This is a genomic window from Moorella thermoacetica, assembly GCF_001267405.1.
Classification (GTDB): domain Bacteria; phylum Bacillota; class DSM-521; order Neomoorellales; family Neomoorellaceae; genus Neomoorella; species Neomoorella thermoacetica.
In genome coordinates this window covers 925,132-948,525 of sequence record NZ_CP012369.1, presented here as the reverse complement: position 1 = coordinate 948,525, position 23,394 = coordinate 925,132, and the positions used below count along the sequence as shown (strand labels likewise).

Sequence of the window (23,394 nt, the reverse complement as noted above, 5' to 3'; positions counted from 1 at the left end):
GAAGTTGCTCCCGTAAATGCGCCGGCAGCCAGCCCTTTTGAGTATTCTGACCAACAGGCAACCCCTTCATACTAACCCAAACTCTGGCGCAGTATCCGGACCAGATCGGCCCGGGTCCCCTGGCGGGCCGTCCAGGCCATACTGCTGGCCCCGGTTACCAGATCCGCCATGCGTTCCAATTCCTTCTCCGGATATTTTCCCGGCACCGGCAGGAGTAGCCGGATCATCTGTTGCACCTCTGCCAGGGAGGTCATCCCTAAAACAGTCAGGATGCGAGCGACCTTCACCGGTTCCGCCGGTTGTACGAACTCCAGGTAGGCTGCCAGCAGGAGGCCATTGGCCCGGCCATGGGGGATATTATGGCTGAAGGTTAGAGGATAACCCAGGGTATGCAGGATGGTCGTACGCGTCTGGGCAATGACCATGCCACCAAGGGTGGAAGCATACATGAGATCGTACCTGGTAGCAGGAGTCAACTCTCCCCTCACCAGGGCTTCCTTATGCCTGGCGAAGAGGCCCATGGCCTCAAGGGCCAGAGTATCGCTTAAAGGCGTCGCCCGCCTGGACAGGTAACCCTCGATGGCATGGCTCAGGGCGTCCAGGGCGGTATCAATGGTAACCTCCAGGGGGAGAGAGGCGGTATAACGGGGATCCACCAATGCTGCCAGGGGAAAACAGCGGTCGTCACTAAAGCCCTTCTTGATTTTCTTTTCCGGCAGGGTAAAAACGGCATGCTGGGTGACTTCGCTCCCGGTGCCGGCAGTAGTCGGTATAGCAATCACAGGTAGAGGCGGCTCCGGTAGCTCAGCCTCATAAAGGGCGGTTGCCGGTACTTTGTTGGTTGCCAGGAGGGCGATGGCTTTGGCCGTATCCAGGGGAGAACCACCGCCAATTCCGATGATAAAATCCGCCCCCTCGCTGCGGGCCATTTCAACACCCCGGCCCACTACTTCCAGGGTGGGGTTAGAAGGGACCTGATTGAAGGTCGCCAGGGTTATATCTAGTTTCTTGGCCAAGGCTTCAATATCGGCCATAGCACCGCTGGCTGTAGCGCTGTGGCGCCCGGTGACTACCAGGGCCCGGCGGCCCCTGCCTTTAAGAAAGACGCCATGATTGTTAACAGCCCCTTCGCCAAAAAAGACCTTTGTTGGTAAATAAAAACTGAAGGACATGACTATCTGTCTCCTCCAAAAATAGGTTTGTAACCTTACCCACCAGCCCCTTACATCAACCGAGCTTTTTATAGTTCGCTGACGGGGGCGGCAGCCCCCATGAGGGGCGAAGGTCCAACCTGCATATATGCCCAGGGGATGCCCCTGGGCGCTCAATCATTTGGTAAATAAACTGTATGAGGTGCTTATTTACCGATCAAAATAAATATTCTTCCCTGTGGCGGAGATGGGGATGCCGGCAATGACTTCGGCATCCATAAGGCCTGTTTTCCGGGCAACAACGCCGATACGGTACATAACGCGGTTGTCGACATTGAGGATACCGGCCGTCTTGGCGGCCGATCCCAGGGCAATACCCAGGTCTATGAGACGCCAGGCGCAGATAGGGCCGGCAAACTCCGGGCCTTCATGGGGTCCTTCCAGGTCGGCACAACGGGCAGCACCGCAGGCGCCGCAATCCAGGCCAGCCTTGGCTGCTTTCTTTAGCCCCACCAGGAGGACGGCATCAGAACGACGGACGTTCTCGCCATCGCGGTCAAAGTTTTTCTTGCCCTTCTCCTGGCCATAACGGGTCATCGCTATAGCCAGTTGCTCCAGGGAATCCCCCTGAAGGATCTTTAGTTCAATAAAATCTTTACCCCCGGCTTTGGGGGCCGTCCGGGCAGCAATAGCCATCAACTCGGCAACCAGTTCCATTGCTTTAAATTCCGGCATGATGAAAAACCTCCTCTGCATATTTTTTACCCTATCTTCCGCATCCTACCCTAAAACCGAATAAAAATTGAATTTGTTATGCCGGCAAAACATTATAGTAAAACTTCCAACCTTATATTTCAAGGCTCCTGAGCAAGGAATGAAATTTAAGTTTTACGCCCTCTCACCCCAGTCCAGGCTGCGGTACTGGATGGCTTCAGCCAGGTGGGCTGCGGTGATTGTTTCCTCCCCGGCCAAGTCGGCTATAGTGCGTGCCACTTTGAGCAAACGATCATGGGCACGCATAGAGAGGCCTAATTTATTGAAGGCATCCCGTAATATGCTCCGGGCCTGGGGTGCCAGTCGGCAAAAGCGATGCACCTGCTGGGGAGTCATGGCGGCATTACAGGTAACCCCGGTACCCTTTAACCTTTCCAACTGGCGCTGGCGGGCAATTTGTACTCTTTTTCTCACGGTAACTGAATTTTCTGCCGGGATCACGGCTTCAACCTCCCTGTAGGTCAAACGGGGCACCTCCAGGTGCAGGTCAATGCGATCCAGTAGAGGTCCGGATAACCTCTTCCGGTATTGCGCTACTTGATGGGGGGTACAAAGGCATTCCTTTACCTGGTCACCATAATACCCGCATGGACAGGGATTCATACTGCCAACTAAAAGAAAATCAGCAGGATAAGTAATAGCCGCGGCTACCCTGGAAACAGTGACCACCCGGTCCTCCAGGGGTTGGCGCAGGGCCTCCAGGACATCACGGCGATATTCGGCCATTTCGTCCAGGAAAAGGACGCCGTGGGTGGCCAGGCTTACCTCGCCGGGTTTGGGGAACCGCCCGCCACCAATGATGCTGGCTGTTGAGGCAGTATGATGGGGAGTACGGAAGGGGCGTTCCGTTACCAGCCCCTGGCCCGGGGCCAGTAAACCAGCGGCACTGTAAATCTTGGTCACCGTCAGAGCTTCTTCATAGGTTAAGGGGGGCAAAATGGTAGGCAGACTCCTGGCGAGCATGGTTTTCCCGGCCCCGGGACTGCCGATAAGGAGGATATTATGGCCACCGGCAGCGGCTATTTCCAGACCGCGTTTGGCGGCCACCTGACCTTTGATGTCGGCCAGGTCCACCCCTCTGCAGGCCGGCGGCGGACTATCTCCTGCAGCCTTTATTTCCTGTAATTCACCCTCTCCCCGCCAGTAAGCCACCACCTGGGCCAGGCTTTCGGCTGCCAGCACCCTTAAGCGGGTAGCCAGGGCGGCTTCATTGGCATTGGCGGCCGGGACGATAAAAATAGCCCCGGGCTGGATCTCCTGGAGGGCCAATGCCATAGGCAAAACCCCGGGAATGGGCCGCAAGCTCCCCTCCAGGGAAAGCTCGCCTACAGCATAAATGGCCAATTCTGGTCCGCTACCGATAGCTTCTGCAGCCATCAGGATACCAAGGGCAATCGGCAAATCATAGATTGGACCTTCTTTTTTGATGTCACCAGGGGCTAGATTAACAATAATCCGGCGGAGCGGAAAGTCAAAACCCGAATTTTTAATAGCTGCTCGCACCCGTTCCCGGGCCTCCCTCACCGAGGGATCCGGCAGCCCCACTATATCACAAAGGGGCAAACCATTACTGATGTCCACCTCTACCCGTACGCTCTGCCCCTCCAGGCCTACCAGGACGACTGAGTTAACAATGGCCAGCATTTTGAACCCCCAGGTGGTTTTATGTCCAATATTTGCTATTCGCCACCAGAACGGGAGTTCCTGCTAAGGTGGTGAAAAAGACTAATCATTAATACTGGGCGGTACCACTACCTGGGTTGGTTATGGAATCTTGGCCTATAATTTACACTGATTGGCAACAATGGTATAACATAATGGATGAAACAGTTAGAATTCTACTCGATCTACAGTCCGGAAATAACATTTTCCCCTATGTGATGCAAAAAATGGACTTTTTCAGGGGGAACTAACTAAGGCGGCAAAAATTATTGCTACGGATATGTTTTTTTCATGGAAGTCTAGAGTATCTCCCGCTCACATTCTTTTGTAACTCAGGAAATCAACACCTGAACTTTAGCCTGGACTTCTGCTACCACCCCTGCCGGGACTTTACAGGCAAATTGCGCCTCCCTTGCCCGCCAGTCAAGGCTTTTTACCTGGTCTGCCAGGATCACTCCGGTAATCTTTAAACCAGCCGGTATCTCTACTTCAAAGGGATAACCCTTCGCCTTTGTAGTAACTGGGCAAAAAAGGGCCAGTCCCACTTTGCCGTTATAAAGTTGCGGTGAAATTACCAGCGCCGGCCGCCTGCCAGCTTGCTCATGTCCTGCCCGAGGATCAAACTGGAGCCAGACTATATCACCACGTTCGGGAATATAGGTTTCCATCTCGTTTACCATATTTCCCGCCCAACCTGAGGCCCAGTATCTATTTCACTATGAATATTTTCAGGTTTAACCCGGGCTAACATTTGTTCCAGGCTGTATTGTTTGCGGCGGATAATTATCGCATCCTCATCTACCTGTAAATCAACCGGTGTGCCTTCTCTAAGGCCGATTTTTTGGGCTAGCGACAAAGGGATACGTATCCCTAAACTATTGCCCCACTTTTGCACATGAGGTTGCATAACGATTTTCACTCCTTCTTTGTTTATACATAGTATATACTTTTAATGCTATGGATACAAGTAAGAAATAAGGGGGACGCAAATACTAGCGTCACGTCTCCTACCTATTTTTTAGACTTTTTATCTGTACAATTTGACCAACACTTTCACAAACCGGCAGGCCGTTGCTAATATCGACCTCTACCCGTACGCTCTGCCCGCCAGGCCCACGAGGACGACGGAATTGACAATGGCTAACATAGTTAATTTTGCTATTCGCCGAAAGACATAAGAGTTCATGCTGAGATGGTAAAATAGACTACTCATAAATAACCTCGAGGTCTTTGTCTTTGATACGAATATTAGCCTGGCGCAAAAGTTCGTTAGTATAATCTTCCCAGCGATTTTCAACCATGTACCGGAACTCGTCCCCGCGGATTTCCGGGTGTTTATTGCCCCAATCCGCTTTAAACTTTTCCCGTAAACGGCTAATGGGCATGGTTCGCATGAGCCTTTGCACCCGGTATTCTGTTAGCGCTTCCGGACTGGTAAAGCCCATCAATTCCATGAACTTCTTTTCAACCTCTTGCAGCCTTTCTATCTCTTCCTTGGCCTTTGCGTCTTTAAGCGCCTCTTTTAGGGATTCCTGGGAAAGGGTCTCTATTTCCTGGTAACGCCGCCGGGCCTCGTCTATAGAAACTTCATATCCCTCTTTAACCGCTTCCTGGTACAGAACCTCTTCCCGCACCAGCCGGTTAAAAGCCTCATTCTTCTCCCCTGTCATTTCGCTTTGACGTTTTGCCCGCAGGTAGTAACGCTTTTCTTCTGGCGACATCTTGGACCAGTCCCGTCCGGATTGCTTAAGAAACTCGTCTATAGAAACAGTTCCTGATTGAACCCTCATTTCAGCCATTAATTGCATTCTAAGCATTTCTTTTTCCAGAGCTTCCTTATTTATTGGTTGACCATTTACAAGGGCTACTGCCTCCTCGATTTCTTTTGGCGATTGAGAAGATCGGGCGCAGGCTGTAAAGGCGAGGATTGATAGTAAGGTCATAACGATTAATGCTTTCAACAGGATCCGATTGTTGCCGGCGAGCACATTATCCCCTTCTTCCATGCGGTACATTTGCAAGTTATACCCGATCGCTTTAACCAGGTTAGCGATTACCTCTCGTAGTACCAGCGGCGGCCTAAACATGGCTGTTTCATGGACACCGGCGCCGGAAACCTCTATGCCTAGCCGGCGAGCTTCGGTCATGGCCCGTAAAAGGTGAAAATCATGGGTGACGATAACGGCACTTTTCCAACCGTGTTTGCGCATAATGTTGAGGGCCCCAACCAGGTTTTCCCTGGTGTTGCTCGAAGTGACTTCCTCATAAATTACATTGGCAGGTATACCATGGGAAATAAGAACCTGCCGGGCGGCGCTTCCTTCCGGGGTAGGATTAGATCTCCCAATGCCACCTGTCGTAATTAGCGTCGCTGCATATACCTGTTGATAAAGAGTTTCGGCCAGTGTAATACGTTCCATTAAAGCCGGGCTTGGACCATTCGCCCAAACAGCAGCACCTAACACTATAATCACATCAGCTCGCTTGGGAGCCGTGTTCCACCCAAACCATTCGATATACCAGTACGTACTACCTAATATCAAGGTAATTAAGGCGGCAAAAATTATTGCTATGGATATGTTTTTTTTCATAACAATTCTTGAGTTTCTTCCCACCTTCAAAAATGCTTTACTTATTCCCTTTTCCCAGTTCTTTAAGGCAATCTAATTGCAACTATTCCTATTTCGGGCATTTCGTGAGGAAGCTTTATCCAAATTTTCCTGGGAGCCCGTGGGGTTTGGTGCCTGTAAGATAAAATGAATATAGAAGGACTATCCCAAAGCCAATTAATGTCAAGCTAAGTAAAATGTTAATAAAACTGAAACGTCTTGGTCGAAAATGTACTTGAACTTCCGGGTTATCAGTGTAGACCCTTGCTGGCCTAATTAGTTGTAATATACCAAGCAAAATGCTAAGAATGCCAAAAATAAGCGTAAGCATTATTCTCCACCCCCTGCTTATTATTCCTTTTCTCTTAAAGGCCTCCAGTGGCACCCTTTCCACGCCCGGCTGCCACTGGATAAGCTGAACCCCGGAGGTTAACCTACCCCTCGCTGCCGCTGCGTTACGTTGGTAATGCTATTGTACCAGATCTTTTCCAGGTGACGGCGGTATTGGCTTCGGGTACTGGTATTTCTATGTTAAGGGGTGTGACCACCCCCAACTCCTGGGCCCTCGTTAAACCCGGGGTCATCGCTGCCAGGTATTGGTCAACCTCTGTCTACGAGCGGGCTTGATTAAACCTCTTGATCACGAGAGTAGTCAATTATTCCACTATCCCCAAAACTATTAATAATGCGGTCTAATTGGTTTTAGAGGTCTTTATTTAGTATGACGCTTCTATATGCTAAAAGGTTCCTGGTCACGGGCAGTTATAATTTATAGCAGCCCCCGATGTTCGGGATAACCTACACCAGGGGCACCTCAGGCTCCCCCGTTAATCATAACGGCAACCTCAGGCATCCCAATAGCTGCCAGACTAGGCTCCTCCACCGGGCGCCGCCGGAGTAACGGCCAGGAGATACATCCCCAGGATTTCCTGGCCGGCACCTCCACCGTTATATGATTTCAACTTGCCAGGAATCTACTATTTTCGTTAATATAGTAGGCGCGTAACGCCTTTCGATGGTCACGCCACGAAAATAAAAAATCCCGCCTAAACCGGGATTAATTTATTGGCTATGTCTGCCCAGATTACTTATACGCCTCACCTCTCGGCAAAATAGCGCCTATTTCGGTTATACACCGTTCTCTATTCTGCCGGAAGATAATCCGCCATTGTCCCACGCGGCACCTTAATTGCCCGGGCCTGCCCACTAGTGCCCGGATATCACCTTCAGGCGGGTATTTCCTAAGTCCTTCAATCGCCCCCGCCAGACGTTCCCTTGTATTGCCATCCACTTTAGCCAGTGTCTTTCTGGCTTGAGACGATAAAACCACCTTATAATCCGAGTTCATTTTTAACCTCTTCCCAGGACATACCTTCGCCGCGTTCGATTTCAGCAAAGCCCTCATCAACTATTTCTGCTTCTTCTGGTGTTAGTTGCTCCTGGGGCCATATCATTGACTCAACAATAATTCTTAAAGCTTCTAACTGTTTATAACTAAGCCTGTCAAGCAAAGACTTTATTTCTTCAGCTGGTGTTGCCATTTTTACCACCTTCCCTGCCCCCATTTTACCCCAGCATTACCATTTAATCAATATTGCCCGACCTCTCTCCCTGATTTTTACTTTTCTTCTCCTGTTATCAATCCCCTTCACTATGGCTACTCCTTTTTGGTATATGCGGGTCTGTGAAGCACTTTGAAAGAGTGCAAGTGGCCTGGTCAGAGGCCGATCCGACGGGGTGCCCAGAGGAGAATTCGAGCTGGAACTGGAATTTGTAGCGGCCCCCTAAGCCCGAAGGGACCCAGGGGGGTACTGGGGAGATGGCGGCCAGGGAACTTCTGGGGATGTACACGGCTTTATCCCATTGCGGACGCCCTAACCCGTGCCCCTCAAGGCCCACGAGAACGACGTCCTGTCCGGAATTCTTTAAAAACTCGTCTATGTTAAAAACAGCTTCTGATTGAATTTTAATTAAATCGAATATGCTTCACCAGCGTACATACCATAAAGCCCAGAAAGGGATAATAGACTAAGAAAGGAGGAATAACATGTTCAAGCACGATAAGAAGCTGCTAGAAATGGTGCGTGTGGAACGCCCGAACCCAAACTACGCGGCGCTTTTGCAGGAACAAATCGGGGGGCCACACGGTGAGTTGAAAGCCGGGTTGCAATACCTGGCCCAAAGTTTTCGCATTCAAGACCCGGCCATCAAGGATATTTTCCTTGACATCGCCGCGGAGGAACTCAGTCACCTGGAAATGGTATGTACAGCGGTCAACCTCTTGAACGGCCATGAACCCCAGGCCATGAACGCCACCATCGGCAATGTTCAGGCGCATGTAACGACCGGGCTCAATCCCTTTTACAGCAACGCCTCCGGCCAGGTGTGGACCGCGTCCTACATTGAAGCCACCGGTGACCTGCCAGCGGACCTGCTTTCCAACATCGCCGCCGAACAACGTGCCAAGGTTGTTTATGAATATCTGCACCGGCAAATCGCGGATCGGTATGTGCGGCAGATGATCGACTTCCTGTTGAACAGGGAAGAGGCGCATAACACCATGTTCCGGGAATGCTTCCAGAAGGTCAGGGGCACCGGCTCCACCCAGGATTGGGGTGTGGACAAGGACGCCCGGCTCGTTTTCAACCTGTCCACACCCGGCAACTATGTGGGTTCCTCCCTGCACAACCCGCAACCACCGTCCTTTGCCGAGCCGCAAATCCCGCCCCAGTAAAATAGTTGGGGCGGCTTTGGCAGCTTCTTATCTCGAGGCCGAAAAGAAGATAAGAGGGAACCTCCAGGGGCCGGAATGCCTGGTTCAGGCATTAGCCTGGTTCCCGGATGCCTGTGGCCCCTGCCCTGCAGAAGTACCTTTCTCATTCTTCGTCTTCGGATAGAGGCAAGCTGCAACTCATTACCCTTATAAATATTTCCAGCAAAGTAGAAGTATTTAAGCTTGGATAAAATACCATTTTGGGGTCATGATAACTTATGCCTACTGTTTAAGGAAAGGGGGCGAACAGTAATGGATATCAATAATTTTGACCAATGGCTCGACACCCTGGGGGCTGCGCTCGATAAAGCAAAGTCCATGGGAATGCCGCAAAAGATTCTCGAAAAATCGGCGGCAAATTTAGGGGATTTCCTGGCAGAAAATATAAACCCGGATATTCCTGAAAACCGGTTCCTGCGGGATCTATGGGAAGTTGCTGATAAAGACGAAAAAGAGGCTATTGCTGGCGCCATGATAAAAATGGTGGAAAAAAGGAAAGTTCATTAACGCTACATTATTTAAACCCGTTATTGACAGAACCCTAAAAGTTGCCGGGTTCTGTTAATTTTTATACCACTAGGGGTGTTCTAATGCTGCGAAAATCCTGGTTTTATTTACGCAGAAAAAAGAAGGCCAGACCTAGCCCGGGGAAGGATCAATTGGCGTCTCCCCTGGTAGATGAAGGTAAAGCTATCGCTCTTCCTTTCCAGCGTTCTTTAGAAGCCAACTTAAAAATCTTACAAGAAATTTTTAGCGATTGCCAGGATGTCGTCTACCGCAGGATGAAAATCGGTGGTACAGGTGGATTGGCAGCTCTATTAGTTTATGTAGATGGCCTGGTAGATAACGAGATTATCGATACCCAAATTGTCAAGTCTCTCTTGCTTGAAGCCCACCAGGCAACCCCTGCCTTCACTCCAGATGGGAAGTTCTTCTACCAGGTGCGTGATTCCTTGTTAACAGTTGCCAATGTCCGGGAGATAGCCAATTTCCGTGAAGCTGCCTTTTGTATTTTAAGTGGCTTTGCTCTCTTGATCCTGGAAGGCAGCAATAAAGGTTTGGCCCTGGAGGTTTGCGGTTGGGAACACCGTGGGGTTGAAGAACCTCAAAACGAGGCGGTGATCCGTGGCCCCCGGGATGGTTTTTCCGAGAGCTTCCGTACTAATACGGCGCTTTTACGGCGGCGCCTCCGCGATCCCCAGCTCAAGCTAAAGACCTATTTTCTAGGGCGGCGCAGCCAGACTGCAGTGGGACTATTGTACTTGAAAGGTGTAGTTGATCCTGAGTTGGTGGCGGAAGTAGAGGGACGACTTAAAAATATTGATATTGACGGCATCCTGGATAGCGGTTTTATCGAACAGTTAATTGAGGACTGCTGGTACTCTCCTTTTGCTCAAATCCAGAGTACAGAAAGACCTGACGAGGCGGCTGCCGCCCTCCTTGAAGGCAGGGTCATAGTCTTAACAGATAATACCCCTTTTGCCCTGCTCATTCCCGCTACCTTTAATTCCCTGATGCACAGCCCGGAGGACTTTTATCATCGCTGGTTGATTTCATTCCTTATCCGGAGCTTGCGTTTTTTGGGAACTGTCCTGGCGCTCATTCTCCCCTCCCTATATATTGCCATGGTTTCCTTTTCTCCGGAAATGATACCCACTTCCCTGGCCATTTCTATAGGTGCCGGGCGGGAAGGGTTGCCTTTTCCCTCAATAGTAGAAGCTTTAATAATGGAGGTTGTCCTGGAGCTTCTCCGAGAAGCAGGGATCCGTTTACCCGGTCCTTTAGGCCAGACCCTGGGCGTAGTGGGAGCCCTGATCCTCGGCCAGGCGGCAGTTCAGGCCAACATCGTCAGTTCTGCCATGGTCATCGTCGTAGCCTTGACAGCTATAAGTGGCTTTGTTGCCCCTAGATTTGATGCCGCCATAGCTTTACGGATTCTCCGTTTCTTTCTTATGGTGATGGCGGCATTTTTAGGACTCTACGGCATCATACTTGGGCTGATGTTAATCCTGGCCCACCTGGCTTCCCTAAAAAGTTTTGGTGTGCCCTACCTTCAACCATGGGCACCGTTACGGGTACCTGATCTTAAAGACAGTGTTTACCGTGCCGCTTTTTTTAAACAACGCTGGCGCCCTTTCTACCTTAAACCACGTGAAGTCAAAAGAATTGGTGACAGGGTGAAGAAAAATTGAAGGCTACAGCCTTATTTTTAACGATTATTATTACTGCCGTGGTAACAACTGGATGCTGGGATAATCTGGATCTAGAACGACGTGCTCTGGTTCTGGGAGCGGCAGTGGATCTATTATCAGTCGAGAACGGCTCGCAACAAAATGAGCAAATTGAGCTGACTTTGGAAATGCCAATTTTACGCCGTATGGCTGCCAGGTCTAGTGGTGGGGGGGGGGTGGGGGTGGAGGAGGCGATGAAAAGGAGCTACCAACCTGGCAATTGACCTTAACCGGGCTTACTGTAGATGAGGCCATATCCAACGCTGCTACCAGATCTGAACGCAGGATCTTTTTAGGCCACCAAAAGGTGATAATCATAGGTAAGGAATTGGCGAGACGCCACAACCTCATGGAAGTGCTGGATTTCTGGCCTCGCAACCGCGAGGGATACCTGGCGATCACGGTACTGTTAACCGATGGGCGAGCCGGCGATTTGTTTACCGCCCAGCCAAAATTTGCCCGTAGTGTTAGCATGTTTTTGCAGGAGCAGGCTGAACGCCAGTTGAGGACTTCTCGTTTTATCAAACATAACCTGTCCGACTTGATTGCAACCGTTAATGCCGGGAGGGATATTTTGATAGCGCGAGCGGCTCTGGTGAAAGGAAAAGATGCCCCGGAATTACAGGTAAGCGGGACGGGAGTAATAAAAGAAGGAAAACTGGTTGGCTGGCTCAATCCGGCGGAAACCCAGGCGGCTGTCTGGGTTTCCGGGGAATTTAAGGGGGGCGAGATCCTGGCTCTGCCTATACCTGAACTTGCCCGCATTTTAAGTCTTAAGCTCAACAAGATAAAGGCGGATGTCCACCCTCAATTTACAGGAGAAGGCGTTAGCATGGCTATCAAATTAGATATTAACGCCGACATTACGGAAACAATGGGTAACAGGTCGCCCCTGGGGGCAAAGGATCTACCCCTGATAGAGTCGCAAGCTGGCGAAGAGATTAAACAACGAGTCCAGCAGGTGGTAGGAAGGTTGCAACGGGAATACCAGGCTGATGTTCTTGGGTTCGGGCATAAAATTGAGCAAAGTAACCCTCGTCTGTGGGAAAACATTAAGAATAACTGGCGGCAAATTTTTATGCAGATGCCTGTATCAGTGGATGTAAAGATTAAAATTCGTCATACGGGCATGGTGAGCTAGAGATTGCGGGAAAGAATTGGAACGAACGAAGCCACCTTTTTAATTGTTGCGGCAATGATTGAAGTGGGGACGTTAAAAGGGGCCAGGAATATTGTTGAAAAAGTCGGGGTGGACACCTGGCTGGTATCTCCCCTGGAAACTATATTCAGCCTCGGAGCTATTTACCTCCTGACCGCGCTTGTTATGAAATTTCCTGACCTGGACCTAGTTGGTTTTAGCCGCCGCCTGGTAAGCAAGTGGCTGGCCTGGCTTTTAGGTTTAATAGTTTTAGTTTACTGGGTTGGTTTAACGGCCGAGGTCGGCCGGGTAACTGCTGATACTATTAAGAGTTCTTTGTTGTCGCACACACCCGATGCAGTAGTGTTATCTTCTTACCTGCTGGTAGCGGCCTACCTGGCTGGAAAGGGTTTAGAGCCCCTGGCACGTGCTTCTATCATCATTGTTATTTTTACTTTACCCATCACCTTGCTTCTCTTTGCCCTGGTTATACCGCGAATCCATCTGGACAACTTCTTACCCATCTTGCCCCATGGACCCTGGCCGGTGATAAAGCTGGCTTTATGGCGGATTAGTAACGCTGAAGAGATGAGTCTTTTCCTTATCCTGGTTCCTTTTTTAAAGGAACCCCGGCGAGCCTGGCGTGCCGCCAGCTATGGCTTTTTAACAGTCATGGCAGTAGTGATCACCATTATAACTACCTGTCAGGGGGTTCTGGGGGTAGATCAACTGAAGTATACGCTGATTCCAGGTTTAACTGTGACGCAACTGGCAGAATTCGCTGGAGCCTTTATCGAACGGATTAGCCTGATATTCATTTCTGTATGGATTATTTTAGTCTTTCCTACCGCCTCGGCTCTCCTCTGGGCAAGCTCATATTTGCTAGGCCGCCTCTTAAACTTAAAAGACTATAAAATGTTGGCTTTTTACCAGTTACCCGTAGTTTATTACTTAGCCTGGCGGCCCGGTAATCCCTTTGAAGTTAAAAGCTTCTTTTTCTTTCTTCAACCCCTGGGCCTGGTGGTATTGGTAGGCATCCCCTCCTTACTTTATCTTGTTGCCCTTTTTCGTTGTCGCGCTCGGTGAGACCCCTGGGGGCTTAAAACAATCCAGGTACTGCACACCTGCTAAGGCTTCCCTGGCCACCTTTTAGCGCTATGTGACCAGTACCCTGACCTAGCCGAATGTGCTATTATGCTGCTTTCCTGTCCTGATTAATTGTGAGAAATTCTTAACCCTGCCAGGAGTCATGGGCATGGCTCGGGACCAAAGAATAGAGCCCCGGGCCATGCCTACCGCCAAGCCTGGGGCTCAGGAGCTTAACTGAACGCTATCAAAGTTTATTTTAGCTTGTTGCTCCACCGGATTTGGATACCATAAAATTTACTTTACATGGTTTGGAAATTTGGTCAAATCAAGTTGCTGTAAATGATTTAGAATCTGGGTGGCCTTATCCTGGCTTATCTTGCCTTGAGCTACCTCCTGATCCAGTTTGGACTTCACGGCCTTGATTATACTCTCTTTGATCTGGTCTAAACTCAGGCCCTTTTCGGTGGCCAACTGCTGAAGGGATTTACCATTTTTAAACTCCTGTGTAAGTTGCTGGGGTGTCATTCCCAGGGCTGAGGCGATAGCATCCAGGTTATGCAAACCCCTCATGCCAGGGTGAGAATCCTCGGGGTCAAACATCCCGTGTAAACCGGGAAAACGTCCCTCTGCAATCTCTTGCTTTATTTTTTGCCCCTGATCGGCGGTAATTAACCCTTCGGAAACAGCGGTATCAACAGTTTGTTGTCCGGCGGTTTTTAAATCATTCACAAGCTGATCCTGGCTGATGCCCAATACCCCGGCCAATTTTTCCAGGTAAATCTGTTGTAGACTCGTCTGGGGCTTGGCGGAAGTGTCTCCCTGGGCCAGGGCAATACCCGTCACGCCCAGGCCCATAATCAGCGCGGCCGCAAGTGTTAAGCTGAGATACTTTTTTAATTTGCTCATTCTTAACATCTCCTCGCATTTAATTTCATCAATTAGGGAAAGGTGCGCTTATGTAACTGCTGGTTTCATATCGATTTCCTCCTTTCAGCTTGTACTATACCCCTCTTTTATTAAACTTATATGAGATTAACCTAAGAAATACCTAAGAAGAAATTCTAACGCAGGCCTAGCCATAAAAACCCTTCACCAACGCTACTTTCCCCGATGTATTACCTGACAACCCGCCGCTCTACCCCAAAACCGCAGCGAATACCCAACTTTTCCTCCTCGCCGCCAGCAGAAAGCTGCTCCATGAAGCGACCAGCATAAAACATACCTGGGCGTCAAGTACCAGGGAGCCACTACCCACAAGCCCGACCGTTCCGGCGTGTAAGAAGGAACGCCGGAAAACCGCCTTCAGCTTTCCCGGCCTACACCGTGGAGAACGGCCCTGTGCTCCCGCCACTTACCCCACGGGAAACTATTCCTTAGATTCCCGGCTTCACCAACAATAAAGCGGGTGTAGCGGTTACTGCCCAGCAGGGTGCTGATGGCTCCCGAGATAACGATTGCTGCCGCAGGTTCCAGGATAGCCAGCAAGAAACCGGGCAGGTGCACGTAATTCCAGAAATAGCTGTTAAAAATAAATAATATCGCTGGGTGAAGCAAGTAAATTCCCAGAGAATTGGCTGCCAGGGGGGAAACCAGCCAGCGCAGGAAACCCCGGCGCTCAAGGTAAAAAGACAATTGAAAAAAAACGGTGATGATTGCCAGGCTGTACAGGTAAATACTGGGTTTAAAAACGCTGATGGTCAGAGCCCAGGGCTGGCCCTGGCGCCGGTAGTAATAAAAATACTCACTGATAACCAGGCTGGCCGCAATTACTAGAAAGGCCACAGCTACTTCCAGGTGGTCCTGCAGCCATCGCCGCCATGAATCCAGGTGCAGGCCGGCCAGGGCTCCCAGGAGGTAGTAAGGAAAATAGGAGACTAGCAGGCGATCTTTATAGAGGAACAACCAGCCGGTAATACCAGCCAGGGGGGTACCGGCAACCGCCGCCCCTACCAAGTCCTGCCGGACCTCAAAGAGGTAAAAGTACAGGGCATACAGGGCCAGGCCCAACCCGATAATAATCTCCGCCGTCATTCCCGGGCGGCGGGGCTTAAAAAGGGCGACGAGCCAAGGGAAAAACAAATAAAATTGAATAGCTACCAGGATGTAATAGAGATGGCTGTAACCATTGCCGTTCAGGACATTTTGCCACCATAAAGTTAGAAAACCGCCAAAGCCGGTCCAGTTGAGCATTCCGGAAGAACGTTTGAGGATCAGGTAGAAAGCTGTCCAGATAACATAGGGGATGGCCAGGTTTTTTAGCCGGCGGCTGAAGAAGCGATTGAGATTCAGTTTACGACCGCTGTAGTTATAAAAAAGAACCAGGCCGGTAATGAACATGAAAATCTGGCGGCCAAAGCGAAGCAGGTTAACGCCCAATTCCTGGGCGATACGGCTGTAAGGACTGGCCACCGGCATCAACAGGTAAAATCCCCAGGCATGGATCAAAACAATGGTTATCAGGCCGAAAACTCGCAGGTAATCGACCTCGCCAATATGGGGTTTCCCCATGGGCTTCAACTCCCTTCCAGCGCCTATTTTAACAATTATGCTCCGGGGAAACCTGAAAACAAGTTAAGTTTTTTCTTCCCAATCATAATTTGGCGATCAGCTTTACCAGCAGGGCGAGGACCCCGGAGGTGATGAAGGGGCCTACCGGAACACCGCCCAGGAAGGCTGCCGCAATTACTGCTCCCAAGATTAGGGCCGGCATCACCTCGCTATGGCCCTGGACCGTCAAGTATTGCAACCCCTGGCCGCTCATATAGGTGGTAATTAGGGATAAAATAAAGGCGGAAAGTCCCACCCAGGAAAGAAAAACATGCCCCAGATCCCGCAGGGTGACTGTACCCCGGGCCAGGGGAACCAGAATAGCAGCTATTAACAGCACCAGGCCCCAGAAGGTACCACCCTTCTCTATAAAGGGGAAGATATACTGGTCCACCTGCAGAAGTTTGAGTACCAGTAGAAGGCTGGCGGCCAGGGCTACAGTATTGGCCCGGCCGAGGACGGCTACTACCAGAACGGCCAGGATAATTAAAGTGGATTCCATATTCTCACTCTCCCCGGAATGTAATTGCCCCCCTCGGGTTCTTTTTCCCTTTCATCACCCCCATTATATAACACCGTTCTTTCCTGAGTCACCTTATCTCCCTCCCTACTCACTTCCTGGCCGGGTATGTCATTAGCTGCTCATTCTGAATGCGGTTCAAACCGCCCGGCTCCCGGCCGGGCAATAATCACTCAAAGCGCAGGGGTCTCGGTGGCGTCGGTGTTGGCGGCTTACCGGGCGGGGTAATAACCGAAAAAGCTCCCCACCAGGGCGGCAAAGCCCATTGCCAACAGGATCGCCATGGGGTTGAGGACCGTCGGCCCTTTGGCCAGCATGGCAAACAACCTTGCCGCCTATAATACCCCCGGCGATACCGATCAGGCCGCCCACCAGGCTCAAGATCATGGCTTCAACCATGCGAGATTTTACGACTGTAGCCGTTCTTGAGTAATCTATTGCCTTTTGTGGTATAGTTTCAACGCATATCTTTCCAAAAGCAATTTTTTATAAACTTGCCGGCTGGAAAGAGTTATAATATATTTCATTAGAGACTCTCCTGCCACGGATCTGGATATCGCCAGGGCCGGGCAGGCCTAAATTGATGGGAGTAAAATATGAGCCATTTAGTGGGTTGGCTGTGCCACTATACGCCGGTAGAAATTTTTACGGCTCTCGGGTACACCCCTTACCGGCTGCTGGGCCGGGAGGGCAATAACCCCCGCGCCGCTACATATCTGGTGGGCAACCTCTGCCCTTATGTCCAGAGCTGCCTCGAGGCAGCCATCAAACAGGAGTTACCCCTCCTGGCCGGCGTCGTAATCGCCCGATCTTGCAATGCCATGATCCACCTGGCTAATGTCTGGCCCCATTATGGTGCAGGGGGTAAGACCGTAGTCCTCGATGTACCCCGCCGGTTCGACGAGGACGCAGTTTTCTATTTCAGCCAGAATCTACGCCGTCTGGCGGCAGAACTAGCTCCCCCTGGGGAGCGACAATTAAATGAAGAACGTTTGTGGGCGGCCATTACCTGGTGGGAAGAACAACGGGCAGCCTGGCGCGAGCTTTTAGCCTGCCGGGCTGCGTGGGAAGACCCTCCCGGCGGGAAAGAAATCATGGACGGGCTGGCCAGGTGGCAAACTCCCCTTAATCCCCAGGAGGCAGATAAATGGGAGACTGTAATTACTCGGTTAACCAGGCAACCCCGGGTGAAAACCGCCCGGCGGCCGCGCCTGCTGCTAGCGGGAAGCATCCTCCCGCGGGAATTGATTACTATGGTGGAAGAGTGCGGCGGTTTATCTGTTTTCGAGGACAGCTGCAATGGCATGCGGCTATTACTGGCCCCCGCCGCCAGGGCCGAGGGTGACCCTTACCTCTACCTGGCCAGGCTCTACCTGGGAGGACCCCCATGTCCCCGGATGGTAGGCGACCGGGAGAAACGACGCCAGTACTGGGCCGCAGCTGTAGACCGGTTCCGTATCCAGGGAATCATTTACCATGCCATGAAGTTCTGCGACGCCGCTATGTACGACTACATAGCCCTGAAGGTTTTTAGTGAAAAAAAGGGGTTACCCCTTCTTCGTCTTGATGGGGATTTCAGCGGCGGTAATCGGGGTCAATGGCAGACGCGGCTGGAAGCCTTTTTAGAAATGCTAGGGGTGGAGTAATGGATATCTACCAGCTCTTGCGCTCTCACCTGGGAAACGCCTTGCGCCAGCGCGCCTTTAAATCCCCCTGGACATATAGATTATTGCGGCAGGCCGTAGCAGCCCAAAAGAAGCATTATACCTGGCAGGCGGCCCACCGGCTGCTTCTAAATACCATCGACCAGGCAGCAGCAGCCTTTCTCCAAAAGGGTCCGGTGGTGTGGCACAATGTTTTCTTCCCCACTGAGATCCTTTATGGCCTGGGAGTAATTCCCTTTGCCCCGGAAGCAGCCGCCGTGGTGGCAACCGGTCTGGGGATAGCCAGGGGGGCCTTGCGGCGGGCTGAAGGTGACTGGGTCAGCGGCGAGGCCTGCTCCTTCCACCGCCTGGCCCACGGTTGCGACCGGGAAGGTTACTTCCCGCCGCCAGGAGCTGTAGTCTGTAGCTCGCATCTGTGCGACACGGCCCCCCAGTCCCTGGAGACGACGGCGGCCTACCACGGGGTGCCCTTTTACCTCTTGGACGTACCCCATCGGCAGGACGCGGAAGCCCTGAACTATGTCGCCCGCCAGCTTAAGGGCATAACCTTTTCCCTGGTAGAATCCTTACGCCTGGTATGGGACGAGGACCGTTTCCAGGAGGCCATAGTTAACTCCAACGCGGCGCGGGAACGCCTGCTGGCCGTCAACCGCTTGCGCCAGCAACGCCCGGCCTGCATCCGGGGGGAAGAAGCCCACGGTTTCATTTACCCCATGCTGGCTGGTTTTGGTGCGGCAACCTCAGTGGAGGTCTACGGCCAACTGGCGGATGAATTGGACCGGCGTAACCGGGAACAGCGCCGGGCCGTACCGGAAGAAAAGGCCCGCTTGCTATGGTTGCACCTGCGGCCCTATTATCCTAACGCCATCTTCCAGTTGCTAGAACGGGAGGCCGGGGCGGTGGTTGTTTTTGAAGAAATGAGTCATGTTTATTGGGAGCCGCTGGACCCGGAAAAGCCTTTTTATAGCCTGGCGCGTAAGGTTTTAAGCCACCACGGCCTGGCTCCCATGGCCAGGAGGGTAGAGGCCATCCTGGCCATGGTCGACGCCTACCAGGCCGACGGGATTATCCATTTCGCCCACTGGGGTTGCCGCCAGAGCACCGCCGGTTTACGCTTGTTGCAGGACGCTCTGCGCGAAAGGGGAATACCATTCTTAAACCTGGAAGGCGATTGTGTCGATCAAAGTAAGTACGCCCCCGGCGCTACCAGAACGCGCCTGGAAGGTTTCCTGGAAATGCTATTATAAAAAACACCGGGAGGTTATGCCCTTTGAGTCTAACTGCGGGAGTAGATATCGGCTCCTTGACCACCAAAGCAGTAATAGTCCGGGACGGCCGGATGGTGGGAGCCGCCGTCCTTAAGAGTGGCGTTAACAGCGTCGAGATCGCCGAAAAGGCTTTACAGGAAGCCCTGGAACAGGCCGGAGCAGGCGCAGAGTCCCTGGACGGCATTGTCGCCACAGGCTATGGCCGTATCCGGGTGCCCTTCGCCCAGCGCCGGGTCACCGAAATAACCTGCCACGCCCGGGGAATTTATCACCTCTGGCCGGAAGTACGCACGGTCATCGATATCGGCGGCCAGGACAGCAAAGTCATCCTCCTGGATGCCGGGGGCAAGGTACGGGATTTTGTCATGAACGAGAAGTGTGCCGCCGGTACTGGCCGTTTCCTGGAAGTCATGGCCGGTGCCCTGGATGTCCCGGTGGAGGAAATGGGGGCCATCTCCCAGCAGGCAGGCCAGGGCGCCAGCATTAGCAGCATGTGCACCGTCTTTGCCGAATCCGAAGTTGTTTCCCTGGTGGCCGAAGGGCGTCCGGTGGCAGAAATAATCAGGGGCCTGCATAATGCCGTCGCCCAGCGGGTAGTGGCCATGGCCCAACGGGTAGGCTGGGAAGAGCCGGTGGCCATGACGGGCGGGGTGGCCAAAAACCCGGGAGTGGTAAAAAGCCTGGAAGAAACCCTGGGCACCAGCATCCGCGTACCCCCGGACCCGCAAATAATAGGGGCTCTGGGGGCGGCCCTGCTGGCGATCGGGTAGGAAAGCCAAGGGAACTGCGCCTCCAGCTCAAACCAGGACCGCAAAAGTTACTCAACCACCACCTCCTTTATTGCGTAGCGAATAGTTTCGTTTACTTGTAAAGCATCGGGAGAGGGATGCAGGGGGAAGCGTTCATGCGCCGGATAACCATTATCTTGATTATAGCCCTTTTAACCGTCTTTACCCTTCCGGCCTATGCTGCCGGGGAATTTAAAGCCTCCTTTACCGTCGGGCAAAACTTCTATACAGTTAATAACCAGAAAATAGTCATGGATGCGGTCCCATTTGTCCGGGAAAACCGCACCTACATACCTGTGCGTTACCTGGCCAATGCCCTGGGCATTGACGCTAACCATATCTCCTGGAATGAGGTTAGCGGCACTGTTACCTTAAAGGACGCTACCGGTACCAGTTCGGTAGAAATCAGCATGAAGGTCAACCACAGGGATTTAACAACGGTAACCCAAAATGGAGCTAACAACAGCCTGAGGGCGGTGGCCAGGACGGAAACTATGGATGTGGCCCCGCTGTTAATCAACGGGCGGGTTTATCTACCCGCCCGTTACGTCGCTGAAGCCCTGGGTTATACCGTTACCTGGGACCCAGATACCCAAACGGTCTACATTATGCCCGGCGGAGTCTCCATCACCCCGGGGGAGACCTTACCGGCCCCTCCCGACCAGTATCTAAACAAGGGGTATATATGGGTTTATGACGGCCTTCAATACAGTTGGCAGGTGGCCCAACCCCGCTCCCTGAGTAATTATAACCAGAGTTTAGAGAAAACCATAGCCGGCTGGAACGATTTGAGTGTATATGAACAAGTCCTGGCCCGGGAAAATATGCCGGCTGAGATAGCCCAGTTTTTAGATGCCGTCTTGAATGCCCCTCCCGGTGATTTGCGGCCCTGGATAAAAGAAAAATTAAACCTGGAGTACACCGCCTCCCTGGCCCGGGAACTGGAAGGCATGGCCGGGTCCGAGGGATATGATCGCTTTCACCGGGCCGAATTCATATTGAGCTTTGTCCAATCGTTACCGTATATATATACGCCCCTGCCCCGCCTGGCAGGAGAAACCCTGATCAAGGGCGGCGACTGTAAAAGCAAGTCAATTTTATTGGCTTCTTTGCTCCATAACCTCGGCTACCAGACAATCCTCCTGGAATTCCCGCCGGAAGAGTTTGCCGATAATATTGGCCATGAAGCTGTGGCCATTGCCTTTAACAGGGATGAACTACCTCCCGGCAGGAATCTCTTTGCCTTTGATTACAACGGTCGCAGCTATTATTATGCTGAAACGACCGCCACCGGCTGGGGCCTGGGGGAAATGCCGGAGCTCCTGCAAAACAAAAAGGCTGCTATCTTCCCCCTGGATTTCTAGCGGACCACTTCCTTCTTTACAAGCCCTTTTCCGGGGGTAAAACGTCACCGGTAAAACGTAACCGCGGCAGTCATTTTCCCGATTTACCCCTGCTCTGGTCTAAAGAATAAATAAAAACCAGAATCTCGGCCACCATCTGGTACAATTCAACCGGGATCTCCGACCCGACATCTAACCCTGCTAACATCTCCGCCAGATGGGTGTCCCGGTGTATGGGGACGCCAGCTTCCTTGGCGGCGGTAATGATTTTATCGGCTATAGCTCCCCTGCCGGAAGCCACTACCCGGGGTGCTTTATCCTCCTCGCTGTTATAGCGCAGGGCCACCGCCTTTCTTATCCTTTCCCGCTCCTTCATGGCAGCCTTTTCCTTCTCCCCGTTCTGGTGAAATAGGTTTAAACCCTTTTATCCAGAAAACCAATCCAAGAACCGGTTTCCCCGGAAGCCATTTCCCAGGGTAGAAGGCACCGGGGAACGATACCCGGTTGCCATTTATACCCGTGCAAATGATAGCCCAGGCGGGCAAAGGCCCCCTGGAGAGCCGGCCAGGATTCATTAATCAACCGGCCCACCCATTCCTTCTCCACCCTCCCCCGCACCCGGACCTCCCTCTGCCAGACACTTATGTCCAGTAGCACGCTGCCCAGGTTCTCCGTATTAACAAGGATAGACATATTAAAATTATGGCGATCAACATGGTTGTTTCCCCCACCGTTTTTTTTAATCAATAGCTGCCCCCAGGTAGTAACCTCATTGTTTCTCACCAGGGGCAGGGTAAAATAAAGGTGGCTTTGGAATTCGTTATCTCCGCCACACCCCTGGAAAAGCAAGTGCCCGGCCAGCTGCCTGGCAATCCCTTTACCGGTATCGAGAAGTTGACTACTGTTCTCCCCTCCCCGGCCTGTCTCCCGCATGCCATTTTTTAAGGCCTGTAAAAGGCCGTCCAATTTTTCTATCAGCCCATTCAAAGGAAGGGATCTAAAAGGAGAGACACCCTCCCTGGCGGGTAACTGGGAGGATAAAAGGTTGCGCAACTGCTCCGCCACCTTTACCCCGCCTGCCTCCGGCTGAAGGACCAGGGAAGCCACCAGTTCCTTTAGTTCCTGGTAAAGAAGCCCGGTCTCCTCCCCCCTTTCCCCGGCTAAACCGTCAATTAGATCTGCCAGGAAAGGGATAAAACGGACCAGGCGCGTCATCCCTGCCTGCTCCGGGTCCGTCTCCCCCAGCATAAACTCCTGTAGGAGCTTGAGGACGTCCGCCCGGGGCAAGACTCCCAGCTTAAGGGCCTGTAAAACCACTTCCATTCCCTCCTCGTCCTCCCTACCGAGGAGGGCCAGGGCCTGTTTTGCCTGCCCCAATAATTCTAGTTGCAACGGGAGCCTGTGGGTGATAAATTTTTGTACCAGGGAACGGTGCAGTGGTGTGTCTTTGAGTCCCAGCCGGGCAAGAATTTCCCCGGGAATGTCATTGGTCGTTAACCCTGCCCGGGAAAGAAGTTTGACCACGTAACGGCTTCCCTGGCGCTCCTGGACCTGCAGGCTGACTACCTCACCCTGGGATAATAAAAAGGGAGATCTCGCCAGGATCTCCCGGCCTTCGAGTTCCAGGATAAAAGAGCCAGCTCCCCGCTGGCCCATCACCCTGCCCTGGAGTACCTCCCCCACTTCCCAGGCTGGGCCCCGGCTGTCCTTTACGGCCCCTGCCCCGCTGGCGGTTATAGACTTACCGGCCCCGGTCCTGAGATCAGTTAAGATCAGGTTCATAGTAAAGCACCCCCGGATATTTGGTTGCGGCCGGGCATCCAGTACCGGTCGGATA

The 23,394-nt window shown here is 52.0% G+C and carries 23 protein-coding genes; 10 read left to right on the top strand and 13 right to left on the bottom strand.

Annotation, left to right across the window (positions count from 1 at the left end):
* Positions 1 to 71: 71 nt before the first annotated feature.
* The 8 genes from MOTHE_RS04755 to MOTHE_RS04725 all read right to left on the bottom strand — a co-directional run bounded on the left by MOTHE_RS04755 (position 72) and on the right by MOTHE_RS04725 (position 7,737).
* Complete coding sequence (locus tag MOTHE_RS04755; RefSeq protein ID WP_011392538.1) at positions 72 to 1,172, bottom strand: iron-containing alcohol dehydrogenase family protein; 1,101 nt, start codon at positions 1,170 to 1,172, stop codon at positions 72 to 74.
* Between the two features lie 189 nt (positions 1,173 to 1,361).
* Positions 1,362 to 1,886: a ferredoxin domain-containing protein gene (locus MOTHE_RS04750; protein ID WP_011392537.1), complete on the bottom strand. Its 525-nt coding sequence runs from the start codon at positions 1,884 to 1,886 to the stop codon at positions 1,362 to 1,364.
* A gap of 153 nt (positions 1,887 to 2,039) precedes the next feature.
* Positions 2,040 to 3,569 (bottom strand): YifB family Mg chelatase-like AAA ATPase, encoded by a 1,530-nt coding sequence (locus tag MOTHE_RS04745; RefSeq protein ID WP_011392536.1) that lies wholly within the window; start codon positions 3,567 to 3,569, stop codon positions 2,040 to 2,042.
* Between the two features lie 350 nt (positions 3,570 to 3,919).
* A complete protein-coding gene (gene mazF / locus MOTHE_RS04740) occupies positions 3,920 to 4,267 on the bottom strand; it encodes an endoribonuclease MazF (RefSeq protein WP_011392535.1) in 348 nt (115 codons plus the stop codon).
* The gene (locus MOTHE_RS04735) at positions 4,261 to 4,494 is read right to left on the bottom strand and encodes an AbrB/MazE/SpoVT family DNA-binding domain-containing protein (protein ID WP_053094734.1); all 234 of its coding nucleotides are present in this window, start codon (positions 4,492 to 4,494) and stop codon (positions 4,261 to 4,263) included. Before MOTHE_RS04735 ends, mazF begins: the two co-directional genes overlap by 7 nt.
* A 298-nt stretch (positions 4,495 to 4,792) precedes the next feature.
* Complete coding sequence (locus tag MOTHE_RS04730) at positions 4,793 to 6,178, bottom strand: ElyC/SanA/YdcF family protein (RefSeq protein WP_011392533.1); 1,386 nt, start codon at positions 6,176 to 6,178, stop codon at positions 4,793 to 4,795.
* Between the two features lie 1,102 nt (positions 6,179 to 7,280).
* Positions 7,281 to 7,544 (bottom strand): type II toxin-antitoxin system RelE family toxin, encoded by a 264-nt coding sequence (locus tag MOTHE_RS14225; protein WP_011392531.1) that lies wholly within the window; start codon positions 7,542 to 7,544, stop codon positions 7,281 to 7,283.
* Positions 7,528 to 7,737, bottom strand: a complete 210-nt coding sequence (locus MOTHE_RS04725; RefSeq protein WP_036372378.1) for a hypothetical protein — start codon at positions 7,735 to 7,737, stop codon at positions 7,528 to 7,530. The genes MOTHE_RS14225 and MOTHE_RS04725 overlap by 17 nt, the downstream gene beginning before the upstream one ends.
* Before the next feature lie 506 nt (positions 7,738 to 8,243).
* On the opposite strand from MOTHE_RS04725, the gene MOTHE_RS04720 reads away from it, so the two are divergent.
* The 6 genes from MOTHE_RS04720 (at position 8,244) to MOTHE_RS04695 (ending at position 13,424) form a co-directional block, all read left to right on the top strand.
* Entirely contained in the window at positions 8,244 to 8,930 is a 687-nt protein-coding gene (locus tag MOTHE_RS04720; protein ID WP_011392530.1) for a manganese catalase family protein, read from the top strand.
* A gap of 291 nt (positions 8,931 to 9,221) precedes the next feature.
* Positions 9,222 to 9,476: a DUF3243 domain-containing protein gene (locus tag MOTHE_RS04715; RefSeq protein WP_011392529.1), complete on the top strand. Its 255-nt coding sequence runs from the start codon at positions 9,222 to 9,224 to the stop codon at positions 9,474 to 9,476.
* A gap of 152 nt (positions 9,477 to 9,628) precedes the next feature.
* The gene (locus MOTHE_RS04710; RefSeq protein WP_162490048.1) at positions 9,629 to 11,161 is read left to right on the top strand and encodes a spore germination protein; all 1,533 of its coding nucleotides are present in this window, start codon (positions 9,629 to 9,631) and stop codon (positions 11,159 to 11,161) included.
* The gene (locus tag MOTHE_RS04705; protein WP_053094732.1) at positions 11,158 to 11,424 is read left to right on the top strand and encodes a hypothetical protein; all 267 of its coding nucleotides are present in this window, start codon (positions 11,158 to 11,160) and stop codon (positions 11,422 to 11,424) included. The genes MOTHE_RS04710 and MOTHE_RS04705 overlap by 4 nt, the downstream gene beginning before the upstream one ends.
* Entirely contained in the window at positions 11,421 to 12,341 is a 921-nt protein-coding gene (locus MOTHE_RS04700) for a Ger(x)C family spore germination protein (RefSeq protein WP_053094731.1), read from the top strand. Before MOTHE_RS04705 ends, MOTHE_RS04700 begins: the two co-directional genes overlap by 4 nt.
* A 3-nt stretch (positions 12,342 to 12,344) precedes the next feature.
* Positions 12,345 to 13,424, top strand: coding sequence for a GerAB/ArcD/ProY family transporter (locus MOTHE_RS04695; RefSeq protein ID WP_053094730.1), 1,080 nt, complete (start codon positions 12,345 to 12,347; stop codon positions 13,422 to 13,424).
* Between the two features lie 297 nt (positions 13,425 to 13,721).
* Here MOTHE_RS04695 and MOTHE_RS04690 read toward each other — a convergent pair whose 3' ends face one another.
* From MOTHE_RS04690 to MOTHE_RS04680, 3 genes are all read right to left on the bottom strand, one after another.
* Positions 13,722 to 14,333 carry a hypothetical protein gene (locus MOTHE_RS04690; RefSeq protein WP_011392525.1) on the bottom strand — a complete coding sequence of 204 codons (612 nt, stop codon included), beginning with the start codon at positions 14,331 to 14,333 and terminating at the stop codon, positions 13,722 to 13,724.
* A gap of 396 nt (positions 14,334 to 14,729) precedes the next feature.
* Positions 14,730 to 15,935 carry an acyltransferase gene (locus tag MOTHE_RS04685; protein WP_011392524.1) on the bottom strand — a complete coding sequence of 402 codons (1,206 nt, stop codon included), beginning with the start codon at positions 15,933 to 15,935 and terminating at the stop codon, positions 14,730 to 14,732.
* Between the two features lie 82 nt (positions 15,936 to 16,017).
* Positions 16,018 to 16,476, bottom strand: a complete 459-nt coding sequence (locus tag MOTHE_RS04680; protein WP_011392523.1) for a DUF441 domain-containing protein — start codon at positions 16,474 to 16,476, stop codon at positions 16,018 to 16,020.
* Positions 16,477 to 17,102: 626 nt separating this feature from the next.
* Here MOTHE_RS04680 and MOTHE_RS04675 point away from each other — a divergent pair.
* From MOTHE_RS04675 to MOTHE_RS04660, 4 genes are all read left to right on the top strand, one after another.
* Complete coding sequence (locus tag MOTHE_RS04675; protein WP_162490047.1) at positions 17,103 to 18,140, top strand: 2-hydroxyacyl-CoA dehydratase family protein; 1,038 nt, start codon at positions 17,103 to 17,105, stop codon at positions 18,138 to 18,140.
* Complete coding sequence (locus MOTHE_RS04670) at positions 18,140 to 19,405, top strand: 2-hydroxyacyl-CoA dehydratase subunit D (RefSeq protein ID WP_011392521.1); 1,266 nt, start codon at positions 18,140 to 18,142, stop codon at positions 19,403 to 19,405. The genes MOTHE_RS04675 and MOTHE_RS04670 overlap by 1 nt, the downstream gene beginning before the upstream one ends.
* A 23-nt stretch (positions 19,406 to 19,428) precedes the next feature.
* On the top strand, positions 19,429 to 20,196 hold the full coding sequence (locus MOTHE_RS04665; protein ID WP_011392520.1) for an acyl-CoA dehydratase activase: 768 nt from the start codon (positions 19,429 to 19,431) through the stop codon (positions 20,194 to 20,196).
* Between the two features lie 134 nt (positions 20,197 to 20,330).
* The gene (locus MOTHE_RS04660) at positions 20,331 to 21,578 is read left to right on the top strand and encodes a copper amine oxidase N-terminal domain-containing protein (protein ID WP_053094729.1); all 1,248 of its coding nucleotides are present in this window, start codon (positions 20,331 to 20,333) and stop codon (positions 21,576 to 21,578) included.
* Between the two features lie 70 nt (positions 21,579 to 21,648).
* On the opposite strand, the gene MOTHE_RS04655 is transcribed toward MOTHE_RS04660, so the two are convergent.
* Positions 21,649 to 21,933 (bottom strand): EscU/YscU/HrcU family type III secretion system export apparatus switch protein, encoded by a 285-nt coding sequence (locus MOTHE_RS04655; protein ID WP_053094728.1) that lies wholly within the window; start codon positions 21,931 to 21,933, stop codon positions 21,649 to 21,651.
* Between the two features lie 38 nt (positions 21,934 to 21,971).
* Positions 21,972 to 23,339, bottom strand: a complete 1,368-nt coding sequence (locus MOTHE_RS04650) for a hypothetical protein (RefSeq protein WP_011392517.1) — start codon at positions 23,337 to 23,339, stop codon at positions 21,972 to 21,974.
* Positions 23,340 to 23,394 lie beyond the last annotated feature (55 nt).